Genomic DNA, 17,459 nt, shown 5'->3' with positions numbered 1-17,459 from the left:
TCCTCAATTTCCTATGCCTGCCGTTCTGCTTTCCGTTGTTACCTGGAATAGTGCCGCTACTATTGAGGCGTGTTTGCACTCGGCCCTGCAACAGACGTTCACGGATTTTGAGTTATGGGTGGTCGATAACGACTCCCACGACGATACATGCGCGCGGGTAGCCGCGCTGGCCGCCCTCGACGGCCGCATCCGCCTCTACAGACAGGCGCAGAACACGGGGTTTTGCGGGGGCCACAATTTCTCCCTCGACCGCACCACGCACCCCTGGGTGCTGCTGGTAAATCCCGACGTGGAAATGACACCCGATTATCTGGAAAAGGCCCTGGAAGCCATGCAAGCTAATGAGCAGGTTGGTACCGTGTGCGGCCTGCTGCTGCAGAGCCTCGGGCCCGAAGCCCGCATCGACAGCGCCGGTATGATGGCCTTACCCGACGGACGCTTTAGCCTGCGGCTCCACGGCCAGCCACTCAACGAAACCGAGCCCCTGCAGGGCACCTACGTGGATGGGGCCGACGGTGCCTTGCCGCTGTACCGCCGCACGTTTATTGATGATTTGCGCGTTCAGGGTGAGTTTTTCGATTCTCGCTTCTTTGCCCACAAAGAGGACTGGGACATTGCTTGGCGGGGCCAACTGTTTGGCTGGCGCACCTGGTTTGAACCTGCCTGCCGGGCGCTGCACCCGCGCGTGTTTCAGCCGGCTAACCTAAAGTTGCGCCGCCGCCTGAACGGGGCCATTAAGGTGGATGCCGTGAAAAACCAGTGGCTGCTGCTGCTCAAAAACACGCCGGGCCGCAAGGCGCTGGCCCTGCTGGCCCGCACTATACCCCGCCAGTTGGCCATTATTGGGTATGCGCTAGTGGCCGAGCCCCGCTCGTTGCAGGCCGTGCGGTACTTGTGGCAGAACTGGCGCGGCGTGTGGGCTTCCCGCAAAATGGTGCAGCATCGGGCAGCCCTACCTTGGCAGGCAGTCAGCCACGCCCCCACGGAGCCCCTGCTGAGCATTTGCGTGCCCACCTACCAACGACCCGAACTGCTGGCCCGGGCACTCCGCTCCATTGGGCCGTTATCGGCGGAAGTGGAGGTAGTGGTTTCTGACAACTCCACCCAAAATGACTATAGTGAGCAGATAACCACCCACGTGCTGGCCGACCAGCCAGCCGCCCAGTGGCGCTACTACCGCAACGCCCCGGGTTGCAATGCCGCCACCAACTGGGTGGCCTGCGTAGAGAGGGCACGGGGGCACTACATTCTGATGCTGCACGACGATGATTACCTGCTACCTGGCGGCCTGGCTACCATGCTGCAGACGCTCCGGCTGGTGCAGCACACCAACCACGCGGTGCTGTTTGGGGTGAGTGTGGTGGATGCTGAACGCCGGGAAGTACTCCGACAGCTGCCGGAACGCACCACCTATCTGCAGCCCCGCGCCGCCGTGCAGGCCCTGCTCACCGACTCGGCGTTGGTGCGCATACCGGCTCTGGTAGTTAGCCGGGAGGCGTATCTGCGCACTGGCGGCCCCGACCTCTCGCAGCACGACACCGACGACACCGACCTCTGGCTCCGGGTATTTGCCTACGCTGGGGTGTTGCAGGTGCCCGCCCTTACGGCCGCGTACACCGTGCACGAGGGCGCACTGACTACCGGCGTATTTCACGAGCAGAATATTCACCTGCTGCTGCGCATCTTTCAGAAGGCCCGCGCCCTGCAGCTCCTTCCGGAACGGCAGCTGCTCCGGGCCGAGGGGCGCTTCTTTCACCAGTTTGTGCTGGCGGGTGCATACCGCGCCCTGCGGCGGCACGATGCTGCTGCCGCTCAGCGCGTACTGAAACTACTGGCCCTGCCGGAGCTACGGCACTTGCCGGTACCGGCGCAATGGCTGCCGGTGCGGCTGGGGTTGCAGGTACTGGCCCGGCTGCAGCTCACACCCCCGTCGCTGCGCCGCATCGGCTGGCTACGGCCATCAGTGTAGCAGTGCCTGTATTCATCTAAACCAAGACCCAGTGCCCGGCTCCAGAACCTGTTATTCCTGGAGCCGGGTACTGGGTTTTTGGGCGCTTTGCGCTGGTGGTAGCCGTTAGTTATAGCGCCGATATACCACTTTCAGCGGCCGGCCCTCCAGATATTTATCTACCCCCTCGTGCAGGGCCTGGCTATATACTGCCAGTGCCTCGTGCAGCTTCTCCACCGTTTCATCGATGATGGCCTCCGTCATGGAATAATTGGTGATGAAGGAAGGACACATGATACCTCGCCGCATGGTTTCCTGCAGAAACAAGGCCCGTAAGGCCTGTGAGGGTTGCCCGGCTTCGTCGCGGGTGGCGTAAGTGAGGCAGCACGGGCGGCCCAGCAGCTGCACGTGCTGCTGCAAGCCTTGGCTGACAATTGCCTGGTTGAACCCCAGGGCCAGCCGTTCGCCCAGGGCATATAGCTGCTCCACCACGGGCTCCTGCTCGTACACCTGCATTACGGCCCGAGCGGCGGCCAGCGCGTGCGTTTCGGCACCGTACGTGGTGGAAAGTAGAAAAACTCGCTCGTGGGGGTGTTCCAACCCGCCCCGCTCCATCAGCTCCCGCCGGCCGGCCAAGGCGGCCAGGCTGAAGCCATTGGCCAGGGCCTTGCCGAAGGTGGACAAATCGGGCTGGATACCGTGGCAGTGCTGCGCCCCCCGGTTGTGCCACCGGAACCCGGTAATAATTTCGTCGAAGATGAGCACCACCCCCTCGCGGCGGCACAGGGCCTGCACGGCTACCAAGTAACCGGGTAGCGGGGGCTGATCCTTTTCTACTTCCATTATCACGCAGGCCACCTGCCTTGGGTGCAGGGCCAGCAGGGTTTCAAGGCTTGCCAGGTCGTTGTACCGGAATGGCACGCTGAGCTGGCGCACAGCTTCCGGAATGCCGGCCTGCATGGGCGTAGTGCCCATAAACCAGTCATCTACGGAGAAAAACGGATGGTCCTGGCACACGGCCACCAAGTTGCGGCCGGTGTAGGCCCGGGCCAGCTTGACGGCGGCGCTGGTCACATCGGACCCGTTTTTGGCAAATTTCACCATGTCGCCGGCCCCTGTGAAGGCCAGGAATTCCTCAGCCGTTTCCAGCTCCAGCAGCGCGGGCCGGCCAAAGTTGGCTCCTAGCTCAAGCTGCCGCTGCGCGGCCCGCACCACCGGCTCGTAAGCATGGCCCAGCGTTACCGAGCGCAGGCCGGCCCCAAACTCCACAAACTGGTTGCCATCTACGTCCCACACATGCGTACCTTTGCCCCGCACAATGTAGGGTGCCATATTTTCCGGAAACTGGTCGTCGCCCTTGGCATAGGTGTGGCTCCCGCCTGGAATTGCGGCATTGAAGCGCGGCCGCAGCTGCTGGGAGCGGATGAACAGGCGGGCCGCGGGCTCAATATCCAGAGTCGTGGCGGGTGCGGGATAAGTGGATTTCAGCATGGCGCGGAGAATGACAACACAGGATAGATGAAAAAAGCAGAGACAGCGCGCCGCTAGGGCACGGGGGCCAGCAGCTCGGCGGCCTGCAAGGCCAGGGCCGCCCGGTGCAGCAACGCCGGCGGCAGGCCAGCCTGCCCGGCAATGGCCAACAGGCTGTGCTGGCCATCTGAGAGGTTGAGCAGCCACAGCAAAGCCATCTGCCACTCGGCCCCTTCCTGCCCGCCACCGACTCCCTTGTACAAGCCCCGGCGGCCCAGCTGCGGCTCGCCGTAGGGCTGCAGGTTGCGGTAGGTGCGGTTGGCTTCCAAGGTTTCGCACAGGACCTGGACCACCTGCAAACTCTCCGAAAGCTGCGCGGGCTCTACAAACTGCACGTTATCGGCGGAGGTGTGGTACTCCGGAAACTCGCCAAACGGGGTGCGCGATAGGCAGCCCACCGGCAAGTTGAACCCAGGGGAGCAGTATTGCCGCTCGTCGTAGCCGTAGGGTAGCCAGGGACGTATGGCGTACGGGTGCCCGCTGTGTTGCAATACAAGGGCGGCGGCCTGGTCAATTTCGGACGTGCTCCGGCGGCTTTGCTTGTAGGTGAAGTGACCGGGGCCGCCCAGCAGCGTGAGCACCAGCCCGTGCCGAATCAGGCCCACCGTATCCCGGTGCTGGCTTAGCCACGCAATGGAGCCAATGGTACCCGGCCCGAAAACAAACCGGTAGGTGTAGCGGCGGGGCTGGCGGGCCAGCTCCAGGGCCAGAAACACCGCCACCACCAGCCCCGACAGGTTATCGTTGGCTAGCGAAGGGTGACAGCAGTGGCAGGACAGCAGCACTTCATCGGGACTAGTGCCGGGCAGCAGCAGCTCGCCGTAGGTCAGGAAGCCATTTTCGTCCAGCGAGCTGTCGATGCACACTTCGTAGTACTCATCCTGCAGCTGGTCGCGCTGGTGCTGGCTGAGGCAAAAGCCCCAGTTGGGCTGATAGTAGCTGGTGCGGTAGGGTATCAGGTCCGGCTGCCCGGGCAGGGAAAACAGGTGCGCGTCCAACTCCGCGCGCGAAAACCAGCCGTGCACCGGCGTGCTGTACTGCAGAATGTGCAAATTGTGCTGCCGGAAATCAATGACCCGCTCACCGGCCGCATTCTTCACCCACGCGTCCCGAATATTCCACTCGGCGGGCACCTTCCAGTCGAGGGCGGGCGTACCGCTGGGCACTTCGTGCACCCGCAGCTCAGGCAGGTATTCGCGCAGGATAGCCAGCGTCTGCCGCACCCCGTCGCCCGTGATACTGCGGCAGATGGGGTACAGACGCTCCAGCAGCGCGTGCATGGCCACGCCGGGCGTGGGGGCTGCGGCGGCAGCGGGGGGCGAAGGAGCGGAAGAAATCAACATAGCCATACAGGATGCTGGTATCCGGTGATTAGCAACAACTCAACATTCCGGGTTACTGCCACACCAGCTTGCGGGCGTAGAATGCTTCGGCGTAGGGCGTGGCGCTCTGGATACCACGCAGCCGGGGCAGGGCCCGAAAGGTTTCGTCGTCGTACCAGTGCTTGCCGGCCTGGCTCGGAAACCCTTCGCGCAGCAGGTGCAGCTTCCGGTCAAGCACCGAAGCCGGCAGGGGCACAAACACGGCCGGATTGCCCAGGTCTCCATCGTACTTCGGAATTTCGTACTCCAGAATCAGGTGGCTGCGAAACGTGTTCCAGGTCAGCTCCGAAACCAGGCGGTGGTCCTGGTGCAGGTCGTGCTGGTAGTGGGTCAGAATCAGGTTAGGCGCAAATGCTTTCAGTTTCTCAAACTCTGCCTTGATGGCGCTACGCTCGGCCAGCAACGAGCCATCCGAAAACCGATGCACGGTGATGGAAACGGCCCCGGGCGGCGCGGCTTGCAGGAACAGCTCGGCGCTGGCCGTGGCCTCCCGGGCCCGCTCGTCGGTGGCGGCCCACACCACCCAGTGCACGGCCTCCACCCGGCCCTGCTGCAGCCACTGCAGTACGGTTCCCCCCGCGCCAATCTCCACATCGTCGCAGTGGGCGCCCAGGCACAGCAGGCGCAAGGGCGCGGCGGGTAGCAGTCCTAGCATACGGCCATGCGCGCAGGAGTGGCATATGGGCGGTGTTTGGGGGCGGTGGCCCACACTTCCCAGGGGGCAGCGCCGTGCGCGGAAAGCTTCTCCAGTTCCTGCTTATCCTTGAGCGTATCCATCGCCGCCCAGAAGCCCTCGTGGCGGTGGGCCTGTAGCCGGCCACCCCGGATCAGGCGCTGAAACGGCTGCTCCACCAGCTCCTCGCCGGGCCCCAGGTAGTCAAAGATTTCCTGGCGGAAGGCGAAATAACCCGCGTTGATCCACAGGCCGGAGCTGGCAATAGGACTGATGGACGCTACCTCATCGGAGTCCCCGAACGATACCACGTGAAAGCTTTGCGTAGGTTGGTAGGCCATAAAGCCTGCCACCGCGTCGGAGGCTGAAAAATCGGCCATCTGCTGGTGCAGGTCCAGGTCCGTCAGTCCGTCGCTGTAGTTGGCCAGAAACATTTCCTCGCCCTCCAGCAGCGGCTGCACAGCCTTCAGCCGCTGGCCAATGTTGCTGTGCAGACCCGTATCCACGAAGGTGATGTTCCAGTCGTCAATATCCGCGCTAAGCAGCTTTACCTCCCGCCCCTTTGAGAGCACAAAGTCGTTGGAGGTGCATTCGTTGTAGTTGAGGAAGTAGTTTTTTATTTCATCGGCTTTGTATCCAAGGCACAGAATAAAGTCTTTGTGGCCAAAGTGCGCGTAGTAGCGCATCACGTGCCACAGTACCGGGCGGTACCCCAAGGGCACCAGAGGTTTGGGCAGGTGGTCGGAAAACTCCCGCAGGCGCATTCCCTGCCCGCCGCAAAACAGAACGACTTTCATGATTGGTTGGTGTGGTGGTGGCAGAGGCGACACCGGCCCGACGGGGCCGTACTATCCGGGCTGGGGCAGGCAGTCCGGCACTAAGGGAAGCAAGGTGGCTGGGTGTTCTAGTCAAATACCTGTACTTCCGGAATGGGCACCACAAAACGGCCACCCCACTCCCGGATATCCTGCATCTGCTCCATAATTTCCTCGCGCAGGTTCCAAGGCAAAATCAGCACGTAGTCGGGGCGCGTCTGCCGGATTCGGTCGGGGTGGCAGATGGGAATGCGCGTACCCGGCAGGAAATTCCCCTGCTTGTGCGGGCTCACATCCACGGTGTAATCCAGAAAATCAGTGCGGATGCCGCAGTAGTTGAGCAGGGTATTGCCTTTGCCGGGGGCCCCGTAGCCTACCACAGTTTTACCGTCGCGCTTGGCGGCAATCAGGAATTCCAGCAGCTTCCGCTTGGTTTCCTTGGCTTTCTCCTCAAAGTTGGCGTAGTAAGCCAGGTCGTTGACGCCGGCGGCCAGCTCCCGCTCCCGCAGCTCAGCCACCCGGCTGGTTACGGGGTGCGCGGCAGAAGCCGTGTGGCGGGCGTAAATGCGCAGCGAGCCGCCGTGGGTGGGCAGTTCCTCCACGTCAAACAGCGTGAGGCCGTGGCAGGCAAAAATCTGCTCCACGGTGAAAAACGAGAGGTAGCTGAAATGCTCGTGGTAGATGGTATCAAACTGGTTGCCCTCCATCAGCCGCAGTAGGTGCGGAAACTCCATGGTGATGATGCCATCTGGCTTCAGCAGCAAGTGCATACCGGCCACAAAATCATTGATGTCTGGTACGTGGGCCAGCACGTTGTTGCCCAGCAGCAAATCGGCCTTCCCGCTCAGCTCCGCCACGTAGCGGGCCGTGTCGCTGCCGAAAAAGCGCACTAAAGTGTTGATGCCCTTGGCCTGCGCGTAGCTGGCCACGTTGGCCGCCGGCTCAATGCCCAGCACCGGAATTTTCTTCTCCACAAAGTACTGCAGCAGGTACCCGTCGTTGGAGGCCACTTCAATCACTAGGCTATCGGGGGTCAGCTGGAACCGCTCCGTCATCATATCGGTGTAGCGGCGGGCGTGCCGCAGCCAGGAAGCCGAGTAGGAGGAGAAATAGGCGTAATCGTTTTGGAATATCTCCTCGGAGGTAACAAACTCATCCAGCTGCACCAAGAAACATTCCCGGCACACGCGGGCGTGCAGCGGGTAGAACGCCTCGGCCCGGTTGAACTCGTGGGGCCGCACGTGGTCCTGGCACAGGGGCGAGGTACCCAGGTTCACAAACGTAAAATCGAGCGGAGCCCCGCAAAACCGACACGGACTAGCGGGCGGCTCAACAGGGTTTGTCAGCAGCATTTCTGCTTCCAGGGTACCTACCAGCGGAGATTCGGGCCGGGGCAGAGTGACTACGGGCGAGAACGACGTTACCTGTTCCATTGCCATACAGGAAGAAAGGGTGTAAGCAAAAATTTAGGCCGCAACTCCTTGCGCGGCAGGGTCAGAGGACGGAGTGAGCTGCTGCATGCGCTGGCTCGGCCGATACCGCACGAAAATACTCTTCCTGCTCCCGGCGCAGCCGGTCAATAAGGCGCCCCTCAGGCACCAGCACGTCATCGTAGGTCAGCACGTGGTCCTTGGGTACGTCGTGGCGCAGGATACAGCCCTCGGCTACGCCAAGTGGCAATAGATTTTCCTGCTGCGTTACGTCGGCGTTTTCGGCCAGGCCGTAGGTGTGGTAGTGCCCGATGCCATCCAGGACTTGGCCGGCTTGCAGGGGCACTTTGGCGGCCGTTACTACCTCCACGCACATGGGGCCGGCCGGGGCCAGCGCCGCATCCTGAAACAGCACCGCCCGCGCCACAGTGGTAGGCGTTTCGAAGTGGCACAGGTGATATGGCGTGTAGAAGCAGTACAGCGGCCCAGGGCCCAGCTTATAGAGTTTGAGGTAGTGCTGCTGCACGGGGTCATCAATGGTGCCCAGCACAAATACGCCGGGGCCGGGCTCGGCCCCCACCACGTAGTCCACTATGCCGGGGCCACCGCTTAGCAGCAGCTCCTGCGGGTACCACTCGGCCGCTTTGGTTATAGGCGTGCCGGGCTCCACGGTGGGGCCCAGCATGCCGCGCCGCGCCACCCGCATGCCCAGGGCATTGGCAATAACGGCCTGCTCGAAGCTGATTTTGCTGCCATCGGCGAAGCTGGTAACCATGCTGGGGTTCTGGCCCCATTGCCGGGCAAAGCCCTCCTGGGTAGTAGGGTTGCGGTACGGGTCGTGCAGGCCTTTGATGTTGCCGCACAATACCGGCGTTACGCCCAGTCCTTTCACAAAACGCGCCAGGTTCAGCGTCACGCCCGGCTGGTCGCCATCGGCCACGGTGTATACTACCCCGGCCCGGTCGGCGTATACTTTCAGGATGGGCCCCACGGTGCCGTCCAGCTCGGCGTTCAGCAGAATGATGTGCTTGCCGTGCCGGATGGCCTCCAACACTACCTGGGCTCCGTGCTCCACGGCTCCGGTCACCTCAATAATGGCCTCGATACCCCCGGCCCGGCTGAACAGCAGGGCATCATGCGTAATGGCCGGGCGCCCTTCAGCAATGCAGGCTTCCAGCTCCGCCTCGTTTGCTACTTCGGTTACGTCCGTTACGCCAGCTTCGGCATAGATGGCCCGGGCTTTCTCGGGGGTGCGGTTGGCAATGGCTACCAGCTCCATACCGGGTACGTAGCAGCAGATCTGGCGGGCTACGCCTCGCGCCATAAACCCGGCACCTACCATGGCCACCCGAATCGGGCGGCCTTCGCGCTGGCGCTTTTGCAGGGCAGTATCAACTATGAGCATGAGTGAGGTTGTGAGTAAGCTGGGTAACTGATTGAAGAGCGGAAGGCGTTTGGTAGTCGGCTTACTCGACGCTCGCCGGAACCCGTAGGTGGAAATCCGGGTGGTGCTGGTCTTTCTCCGAAATCAGGGTAGGTGCAATGGGCCACTGAATCCCAATGGCAGGGTCGTTCCAGCGCAGGCCCCGCTCAAAACCGGGCGCGTACTTGGCCGACACTTGGTAGCACACATCCGTGTTGTCCTGCAGGGTTACAAAGCCGTGGGCAAAGCGGCCCGGTACAAACAGCATCCGGAAGGAGTCGGCGGTGAGCTCCACACCCAGCCACTGCCCGTACGTAGGCGACTCTTCCCGCAGGTCCACAATCACATCGTAAATAGCGCCGCGGGTGCAGCGAATCAGCTTGGTTTCCTCGTGTGGCTGCAGCTGATAGTGCATGCCGCGCAAGGTGCCCTTCTGGGGGTTCGACGACACATTGGCCTGCAAGGGCGGCATCAGAATGCCGTGGGCAGCAAACTCGTCTTCGCACCAGGAGCGGGCAAAAAAGCCCCGCTCGTCGGCCATACGGTCCACATCAATAATGTAGGCGCCGGCCAGCTCGGTTTCGGTAAAAATCATGGCGGTGGTGATTTGGTGTGATAGAACGGTGGATAGGCAGCGCGTTGGTTAGCCAACCAGGGCTGGCTGCAGTACGGGGCGCACACTGTTGGCCCGCACCCAGTTCAGGTCGTCGCCCAGTTCATGAGCAGTGCGCAGGCTGGTGAGCACCCGCAGGCGCATCAGCTCCGATGAGCGGAAGGACGCATCCCGGAAGTTCATGGCCAGCAGTCCGTCGCGCAGCTCGGCAATGGAGTCGGCCAGGGTGCGCTGAGGCTGGTGGGCCGGGGCCAGTTCCCGGTACAGGCTGAAATCCACGCGGTAGGAGCGTTTGTCGGGCGGGGCGGCAGCGTTCAGGCTTACGCGGGTACCGGGCAATGCATCAGCCACGGCGTAGGCCAGGTCGCGCACCTGGTAGTTCCACTGGTCGGAGCCGGTATTCACGGCCAGGAAGTTCCCTCCTACTTCGGCCGGGCGGCCCAGGGCCCACTCAATGGCCCGGGCCATATCCTGCACATGAATCAGGGGCCGCCAAGGCGTACCGTCACTCAGAATACTGATTTCGCCGGCGGCCACGGCCCCAGCCACAAAGTCGTTCACCACCAAATCCAGCCTCAGCCGGTCGCTCCAGCCGCAGGCCGTGGCAAAACGCAGGCAGGTTACTACGAAAGAGTCATCGGCCAGGGGGCGCAGGTCCTGCTCGCTCAGGGCTTTGGAGCGGGCGTAGGCGGTTAGGGGGTTGAGCTGCGAGCTTTCGGTTTTAGCACCCTCCCCCCCGGCCCCGTACATGCTGCATGAGGAGGCAAACACGAAGCAGCCCACACCAGCCGCTTTGGCCTGCCGGGCCAGCTCAATGGTAGCCAGGTAGTTCACGTCCAGCGTCACCTGCTCGTAGGTCTGGCCCATGGGGTCGTTGCTGATGGCAGCAAGGCTGACTACGGCATCAACGCCTTCCAGCAGCCCCTCCGGCAACTGGCGCACATCACCAAAAATCTGGCGGTCGAGGCGCGACTCCGGCAGGCGCGTGGCTCCGGTCAGGCAGTGGGCAAAGTAGCCCATGTCGTAGCCAATCAGCTCGGCCTGCGGAAACTGCTGCCGCAGGTGGCGCACCACGCCGGGCCCCACGTAACCCATGTTACCCGTGATTAGAATCCGTTGCATACGGTGAAAGGTGAAATTGTGAAGTAGTGAAATGGTGAGGGAATTGTGGGCGGCGGGAGCAGCCGGCGTGGTGTATGGAAATCAGCCTGAACGGCAAATTCACCACTTCACAATTTCACCGCTAGTCGGCGGGCATAATGGTGGGAGCAGCTACCCGCTCAGACGGGGGCGCAACCAGCGGGGAGGCCAGTATTTCGGCCAGTACGGGGTCGGGGTCAGTGGGCTCGGGGGAATTGTCCCATACTTTCCATTTGGCCCGGCCCTGCTGCCACATTTCTTCCAGCATGTTTTTATCGCGCAGAGTATCCATGGGCTGCCAGAAACCGGTGTGGCGGAAGGCGGCCAGATGGCCTTCCTGGGCCAGGCGCTCCAGCGGGGCTTTTTCCCATACCGTGTCGTCATCGGTAATGTAGTCCAGCACCTCGGGCTCCAGCACAAAAAAGCCGCCGTTAATCCAGGGCGTTTCGCCGCCTTCGGGCTTCTCCGTGAAAGCGCCAATGCGGCTGTTGTCGTCGGAGAGGTTAAACACCCCAAAGCGCCCCGGCTGGCGCACCGCCGTGAGCGTGGCCAGCACCCCTTGCTGGCGGTGGTAGCGCACGGCTGCCCGGATGTCAATGTCCCCTACCCCGTCGCCGTATGTCAGGCAGAAGGTTTCGCCGGGAGTCAGGTAGTCCCGCACGCGGCGCAAGCGGCCGCCCGTCATGGTTTCCTGGCCAGTATCTACCAGCGTCACCGTCCAGGGCTCGGCGTGGTTACGGTGAATCTGCATTTCGTTGCGGTCCATGCGGAACGTCACGTCCGAGTTGTGCAGAAAGTAATCGGAGAAGTACTGCTTAATCAGGTGCCCTTTGTACCCACAGCACACTACAAAATCCCGAATGCCGTGGTGGGCATATATTTTCATGATGTGCCACAGGATGGGCTTGCCCCCGATTTCCACCATGGGTTTGGGCCGCACGCCGCTTTCCTCACTGATGCGGGTACCGTAGCCCCCGGCCAGAATTACTGCTTTCATACGCGTCAGAAGTTGAAAAAGCCGATAGTTGAGAGAAGACGGCAGAACAAGCCCAAACCAGGAATTCAGGCGGTAGCTACTACTAGCTAAGGTTTCTGAAATATAGTGCATATTATAATATTGTCAATAAAAACTATTACTATTTTTTCAATAAGATAAAAAATAACTTTCTATAGTCCTGCAATAACAATACACTTACTCATATGATGATACCACGCGTCGAATCCTGAAGGGTGCTGCTTATCCGATAGCCCGGGGTGCCGGGCGGCCCACCAACTGCGCGGTTACGCGCCGCGCCAACAGGTACACAAACCGGGAATTGGTAACCAAGTACCGACGCCACAATCGGCGGGGCTCCAGCCACAGTCGGTAAGCCCATTCCAGCCACAACTTGCGTGCCCACACGGGCAGGCGGCGCTCTAAGCCAGCATACACCGGAAAAGCCTGCCCTGCCCCCAGCATGCACGCCCGAATGGCACCTTGGTGGGCTGCCATCCAACGCTCCTGGCGCGGGCAGCCCAGCGCTACAAACACTAAATCAGGGTCGGCGGCGTTAATGGCAGCTATTTCGGCGGCGTCCTCCTCCGGTGTAAGCGGGCGAAACGGCGGCGAGCAGGTGCCCGCAATGCGCAGCGTGGGCAGCTCCCGGCGGGCCCGGGCCACCATGGCCGCCAGCACTTCCTCGGTAGTACCGTAAAAGTACACCGACTGCCCGCTGGCAGCGGCGGCCTCCAGCAGCAGGGGCAGCACATCCATGCCGGCCACCCGGGGCTGGGGGGCGCTGCCCGGGTTGAGCTGGTGCACCGCGGCGGCCACCGGGCTACCATCGGGCGCTACCAGGGCGGCTCCGTGCAGGATCTGCCGAAAAGCCGCGTCCTGCTGCGCTTCCACCACCATGTGCACGTTGGCAAAGCACACATAGGCCGATGTGCGCATGGCACCCAGCCGGAGGATGGCCGCCACAAACTCGGCCGGCGTACCAGTCGAAATCCACGAATCCAGAACGGGCAGCTTGGGCAGCATCGGTGGAATAGTGAGATGGTGGAGGTGGTAGAGCAGTGAGGCAATGAAATGAAAGCGCATCGTTTGCGTCACCTGTACAGGTGGCACGCCAAACTCACCGTTTCACCTCTTCACTATTTCACCGCTAATAGGCGTTTTTCTCGCCGCGTACCATATTCCAAATGGTGAGGAAGATGATTTTCATATCCAGCCCAAACGACCAGTTCTCCACGTATTTCAAATCGTACTCCACGCGCTTTTCCATGGTACCGGCCTCACGGGTTTCGCCCCGGAAGCCGTTCACCTGCGCATAGCCCGTAATACCGGGCGTAACGGCGTGGCGCATTTGGTAGGTGCGGATGTGCTTGCTGTACTCTTCCAGCTGCGAAATCATGTTGGGCCGGGGCCCCACCACCGACATGTGGCCCAGCAGCACATTGAAGAACTGGGGTAGCTCGTCGAGATTGTATTTGCGCAGGTAGCGGCCTACCCGGGTAATGCGGGCGTCGCCCTTGGTGGCTTGTAGCTCCGTTTGGCCGTGGTTGGTACGCATGGTGCGCAGCTTGTAGCACGGAAACAGCTGGTTGCGCTTACCCGGCCGCATTTGCTTGAAGAATATGGGCCCCGGCGAGTCGAGCTTGATGAGGATGGCCAGGGCCGTGAGTACCACCGGAAACAGCAGCAGAATTACGGCCAACGAAAACACGATGTCGAACATGCGTTTCACTGCCTGGTTGGCGCGCATACCCAGCGGCTCGTGCCGAATGGTCAGAATGGGCAGGTGGTCGTAGAAATATACATTCACGTCTTTACGGACGGTGCCGCGGAAATCGGGTACAATTCGGAACGCCAAGAAATGGTCGTCGGCGAAGCGCGACAGGTCTTCAATAAGCTGGCGCCGGTCCAGCGGCATGGCGAAGTAGATTTCGTCAATCTGCTCGTGCAGGCAGTACGCTTTCAAATCGGCCAGCCGCCCCTGCACAAGCTGTTGCGAGGTAGCGGGCAGCGTAGCGGGCGTATCCGTGAAGAAGCCCATAAACTGATTCCCAATGGGGTCATGGGACTCCAGAAACCGGTACAGCTCCTGTCCGCTGGGCCCGGCGCCCACAATTACAAAGCGGCGGCTGGGGCGGGCTAAGTGGCGGTGATACGTCCGGTACAGAAATGTAATCAAGAAACGCCCGGCCACCACGGCGGTTATCGAGAAGCTGTAGGCGGCAAACAAATACTCGGCGGGGGGCCAATACAGCTGCAGCGCCAGAATCACAAGCAGTACCACCCCGGCGTGCAGCAGAAACGTGCGAATCAGGTACAGCAACTTTTCGGGATAAGTAATCAGCCGGTCGGTGCGGTAAATGTTGGCAAACTGCCCCGACAAAATCCACCATAGCAGGGCGAATATGGCGTAGAAAAACGGGTAATAGCCACTAAACTCCCAGGAGCCCAGGTGCTGGTAGCCCGCCAGCCGAAAAGCTCCAAAAACAAGCAGCACGTCTACCAAGGGCAGAATGATGCGGGAAGCGTCAGTGTAGTGCCGATAACGTTCCATGTGACGGAGAGGAGAAGTGTGTGCAGGTGATTCAGGCAGAACGGGCGGGTTGGAACAGAATAGAGCAACTTTCTGTGTACAAAGGAAACATTATTTATGTTTTAAACAATAATTTATATGACTTTTTTACATAAAAAGACTAAAATTTATAGGATTGATCAAATGAAAACCAGTATGCACATATGCCTGTGAGCGTTGATAAAAAGTCATAGTATTTTTATTAAAACACTTATAATTCAGGCAATTACACACAAAATTCTAGTTGTTGCGTAGTAACTAAGGCTTAGTACAGGAGTAAGTTATCGGCCTACTTCTGGCGTTTGACGGGGTGACTTCTCTGCTTCCGGTGTCAGCCAATGACACGAATGTGGCCGATGTGAATGAAACCACTGCTGCCATTAGCCTCAAACGAGGCAAATAAGCACACATCATAAAAGTCTGTAGATCAGATTATATTAAACTTTTATGGTGTTTTCAACCTGAATTTATAACGCTCTATCGAGCTTTTACGTAGTTTCGTCTTGCCGGACAGTTACAGGTGTGTGTCTGTCGGCAAGAGCTTCCTATTGCAACACAGAGGCCCTGGCTGACGAGTCGGGGCCTTTTTTGTGCGTATGCACACCGCATTACTACCGAGGTCAGAAGCCGATTTGCCTGTAGCAAACTCCGTATCTTTGCTGCGTTATGACCGCTCCCGATTCGATTGCCCAAACCCTCACCCGTCACAAGCTGCGCCACACGCCCGTGCGCCGGGCCGTGCTACAGGTGTTGGCGGCGTCGCCGTTTGCGCTGTCGGGGCACGAGGTAGAACAGCAGCTGGGCGGCGACGTAGACCGGATTACGCTGTACCGTACGCTCAAAACCTTCGAGGAAAGCGGCCTGATTCACCGGGTTATCGACACCAGCGACACCGTGCGCTACGCAGCCTGCTCCATGGAGTGTAGCGCCCTCGCCCACCTCGACGACCACGTGCATTTCAAATGTACTCAGTGTCAACACATCTACTGCCTTAACCAAGTAGCCATTCCGGCCGTCACGCTGCCCGACAAGTTTCAGGCCCAAACCCGCGACTATCTGCTGGCCGGCGTGTGCCAGGATTGCCAGAAATAGACAGTAGAACTCTGCTTCCAGAAACAGCAACGGCCCACTCCTGCGAGTGGGCCGTTGCTGTTTCTGGAAGCACGCTCATTATTTGACCGAAGCGGCTAAACGGGCGTAGGTCAGGGCATCCACCGTGAGGCCCCCGGGGGCCCGGAGGCTGAGCGTGGTGAGCGGCTGTTTCGGGAAGAAAATATCCGTCAGCGTGGTCAGGCCGCCATCGGCAAAAACTTCCACCGAAGCGGCGTCGAAGAGGAGCGTGAGGTCGGCGGCGGGGCCGGTAGCCAGGCGCGGACCGGGCGCACGGCCGGCAAACTTCGGGCTGAAGCTAGCGTCGCCCACCTTGCTTCGGTCGATGTAGTACTGGTTTTTGCCCTTGTCGAAGCCAACCACCAGTTCCTCGCCCTGGGCATTGCCGAATATCAACTGAAAATCCTGCAGCTGCCGGGTGCTCATTTTGAGTTGAAACTGCGGGCCGGGGCTGGGCAGTTGGTCGGCCAGGCTCAGCTCGTTTTTTACCGTGAGGTTGGTGAGTTGCCTGGCGGGCTGGGCCAGCTTGGCTACTTCCGGTACGGGCTGCGAGGTCAGGTAGATTTCCGAGCCTACCTGCCGCAATGCCAGGTCACGCGGGGCGGTCATGGCGCTGCGCCAGGGCGAGGTGGGCACCTGGTTGGCGTATTCCCAGTTGCTCATCCAGCCCAGGAAAATCTTGCGGGCCCCGGTGTTGCCCCAGGTTACGCCGGCGTAGTTGTCCTTGCCCCAGTCCACCCACTTTTCGGTGGTGGTAGTGGGCGTGAACTTCTTGCCATCAAACTGCCCCACGAAATACTGCGTAGCCGAGCCGCCGTTGGGTCCGCCGGGGTTGATGCTTACCAGCAGCACCCAGTGGGTTTTGCCGTTCAGGGTCAACGGGAACAAATCGGGGCACTCCCACACGCCGCCGTGGGCCCCCACCTTCTCGCCAAACTCGCTGAGCTTGGTCCAGGTTTTCAGGTTGGGCGAGCCGTAGAAGGTAATCCGGTCTTTGGTGGCCAGCGTCATCACCCACTGCCTGGCCACCGGGTTCCAGCTAACTTTCGGGTCGCGGAAGTCCTGAATGCCGGGGTTGGGCAGCACGGGGTTACCGGGGTATTTCGTCCAGGTTTTACCCTCGTCGAGGCTGTAGGCTATGCCCTGGTACTGGTGCTTGTTGGTGCCTTTTTTCTCTTCGTCGGGGTTGTGGTAGGTGAAGATGGCCACCAGCGCGTTCTTGCCGAAGCCGGCCGTATTGTTGGCATCCAGCACCGCCGAGCCCGAGAAAATCATCCCCAGCTTGTCCGGGAACAGGGCAATAGGCTGCTCCTGCCAGCTCACCAGGTCGCGGCTGGTGGCGTGGCCCCAGTGCATGGGTCCCCACACCATCCCGTCGGGGTAGTGCTGGAAAAACAGGTGGTAGGTGCCGTTCACGTACACCATGCCGTTGGGGTCGTTCATCCAGTGCGCGGCGGGCGTGAAGTGGTAGGCGGGCCGGTACTGCGGCGTGGCGGGCGGCACCGGCGCGGCCGGGGCCTGGGCCCGCGCCAGCTGAGCGCCAAAAGCCAGGGCCAGCGGTAGCAGGAAGGATTTTTTCATCGGGAGAAATGGGTGGGGTGAAGAATGAGGTTGTTCCGTATGCTGCGCTGGTTGTGCACCTGTTCGTCATCCAGAGCCGAAGACGAAGCATACTGCGTGCTGATGAAGTTGTTGTAAAGAATTATTTGAACGTCATGCAGAGCGCAGCGCAGCATCTCGCGTGCCGAAATTGCTATGGTAATCCTGACGTCAGCCGAGCGAGATGTTGCGCTGCGCTCCGCATGACGTTCAGCGAGTTGTAATGTCAG

14 protein-coding genes are annotated in these 17,459 nt (G+C 60.7%); 2 read left to right on the top strand and 12 right to left on the bottom strand.

From position 1 onward, the window contains the following. The first annotated feature begins 13 nt into the window (after positions 1-13). On the top strand, positions 14-1,969 hold the full coding sequence (locus LF252_RS02820) for a glycosyltransferase (RefSeq protein ID WP_226267208.1): 1,956 nt from the start codon (positions 14-16) through the stop codon (positions 1,967-1,969). Between the two features lie 105 nt (positions 1,970-2,074). On the opposite strand, the gene LF252_RS02815 is transcribed toward LF252_RS02820, so the two are convergent. The 11 genes from LF252_RS02815 to LF252_RS02765 all read right to left on the bottom strand — a co-directional run bounded on the left by LF252_RS02815 (position 2,075) and on the right by LF252_RS02765 (position 14,502). After that, positions 2,075-3,439, bottom strand: a complete 1,365-nt coding sequence (locus LF252_RS02815; protein WP_226267206.1) for a glutamate-1-semialdehyde 2,1-aminomutase — start codon at positions 3,437-3,439, stop codon at positions 2,075-2,077. A 53-nt stretch (positions 3,440-3,492) separates the two neighbouring features. Continuing rightward, entirely contained in the window at positions 3,493-4,821 is a 1,329-nt protein-coding gene (locus tag LF252_RS02810; RefSeq protein ID WP_226267204.1) for a DUF4910 domain-containing protein, read from the bottom strand. Between the two features lie 52 nt (positions 4,822-4,873). Next, a complete protein-coding gene (locus LF252_RS02805) occupies positions 4,874-5,515 on the bottom strand; it encodes a PIG-L deacetylase family protein (RefSeq protein ID WP_226267202.1) in 642 nt (213 codons plus the stop codon). Next, positions 5,509-6,330, bottom strand: a complete 822-nt coding sequence (locus tag LF252_RS02800) for a sugar phosphate nucleotidyltransferase (RefSeq protein ID WP_226267200.1) — start codon at positions 6,328-6,330, stop codon at positions 5,509-5,511. The genes LF252_RS02805 and LF252_RS02800 overlap by 7 nt, the downstream gene beginning before the upstream one ends. 107 nt (positions 6,331-6,437) lie before the next feature. After that, positions 6,438-7,787, bottom strand: a complete 1,350-nt coding sequence (locus tag LF252_RS02795) for a class I SAM-dependent methyltransferase (RefSeq protein WP_226267198.1) — start codon at positions 7,785-7,787, stop codon at positions 6,438-6,440. Positions 7,788-7,842: 55 nt separating this feature from the next. Next, entirely contained in the window at positions 7,843-9,183 is a 1,341-nt protein-coding gene (locus tag LF252_RS02790; protein WP_226267196.1) for an NAD(P)H-dependent oxidoreductase, read from the bottom strand. A gap of 61 nt (positions 9,184-9,244) precedes the next feature. After that, positions 9,245-9,796, bottom strand: a complete 552-nt coding sequence (gene rfbC, locus LF252_RS02785; protein ID WP_226267193.1) for a dTDP-4-dehydrorhamnose 3,5-epimerase — start codon at positions 9,794-9,796, stop codon at positions 9,245-9,247. A gap of 48 nt (positions 9,797-9,844) precedes the next feature. Next, positions 9,845-10,936, bottom strand: a complete 1,092-nt coding sequence (locus LF252_RS02780) for an NAD-dependent epimerase/dehydratase family protein (RefSeq protein ID WP_226267191.1) — start codon at positions 10,934-10,936, stop codon at positions 9,845-9,847. Positions 10,937-11,057: 121 nt separating this feature from the next. Continuing rightward, positions 11,058-11,951, bottom strand: a complete 894-nt coding sequence (gene rfbF, locus LF252_RS02775) for a glucose-1-phosphate cytidylyltransferase (RefSeq protein ID WP_317197834.1) — start codon at positions 11,949-11,951, stop codon at positions 11,058-11,060. 240 nt (positions 11,952-12,191) lie between these two features. Continuing rightward, complete coding sequence (locus LF252_RS02770; RefSeq protein WP_226267188.1) at positions 12,192-12,974, bottom strand: WecB/TagA/CpsF family glycosyltransferase; 783 nt, start codon at positions 12,972-12,974, stop codon at positions 12,192-12,194. Between the two features lie 124 nt (positions 12,975-13,098). Then, complete coding sequence (locus tag LF252_RS02765; RefSeq protein WP_226267186.1) at positions 13,099-14,502, bottom strand: undecaprenyl-phosphate glucose phosphotransferase; 1,404 nt, start codon at positions 14,500-14,502, stop codon at positions 13,099-13,101. Positions 14,503-15,186: 684 nt separating this feature from the next. Between LF252_RS02765 and LF252_RS02760 the strand changes: the two genes are divergently transcribed. After that, the gene (locus tag LF252_RS02760) at positions 15,187-15,612 is read left to right on the top strand and encodes a Fur family transcriptional regulator (protein WP_226267184.1); all 426 of its coding nucleotides are present in this window, start codon (positions 15,187-15,189) and stop codon (positions 15,610-15,612) included. Between the two features lie 78 nt (positions 15,613-15,690). Here the strand turns inward: LF252_RS02760 and LF252_RS02755 are convergent, their stop codons facing one another. Next, complete coding sequence (locus LF252_RS02755; protein ID WP_226267182.1) at positions 15,691-17,211, bottom strand: glycoside hydrolase family 32 protein; 1,521 nt, start codon at positions 17,209-17,211, stop codon at positions 15,691-15,693. Positions 17,212-17,459: the final 248 nt, after the last annotated feature.

Source organism: Hymenobacter pini (assembly GCF_020421205.1).
GTDB classification, from domain to species: Bacteria; Bacteroidota; Bacteroidia; order Cytophagales; family Hymenobacteraceae; genus Hymenobacter; species Hymenobacter pini.
The sequence above is the reverse complement of the archived record's forward strand: the minus strand, read 5'-3'. Positions and strand labels throughout refer to the sequence as shown.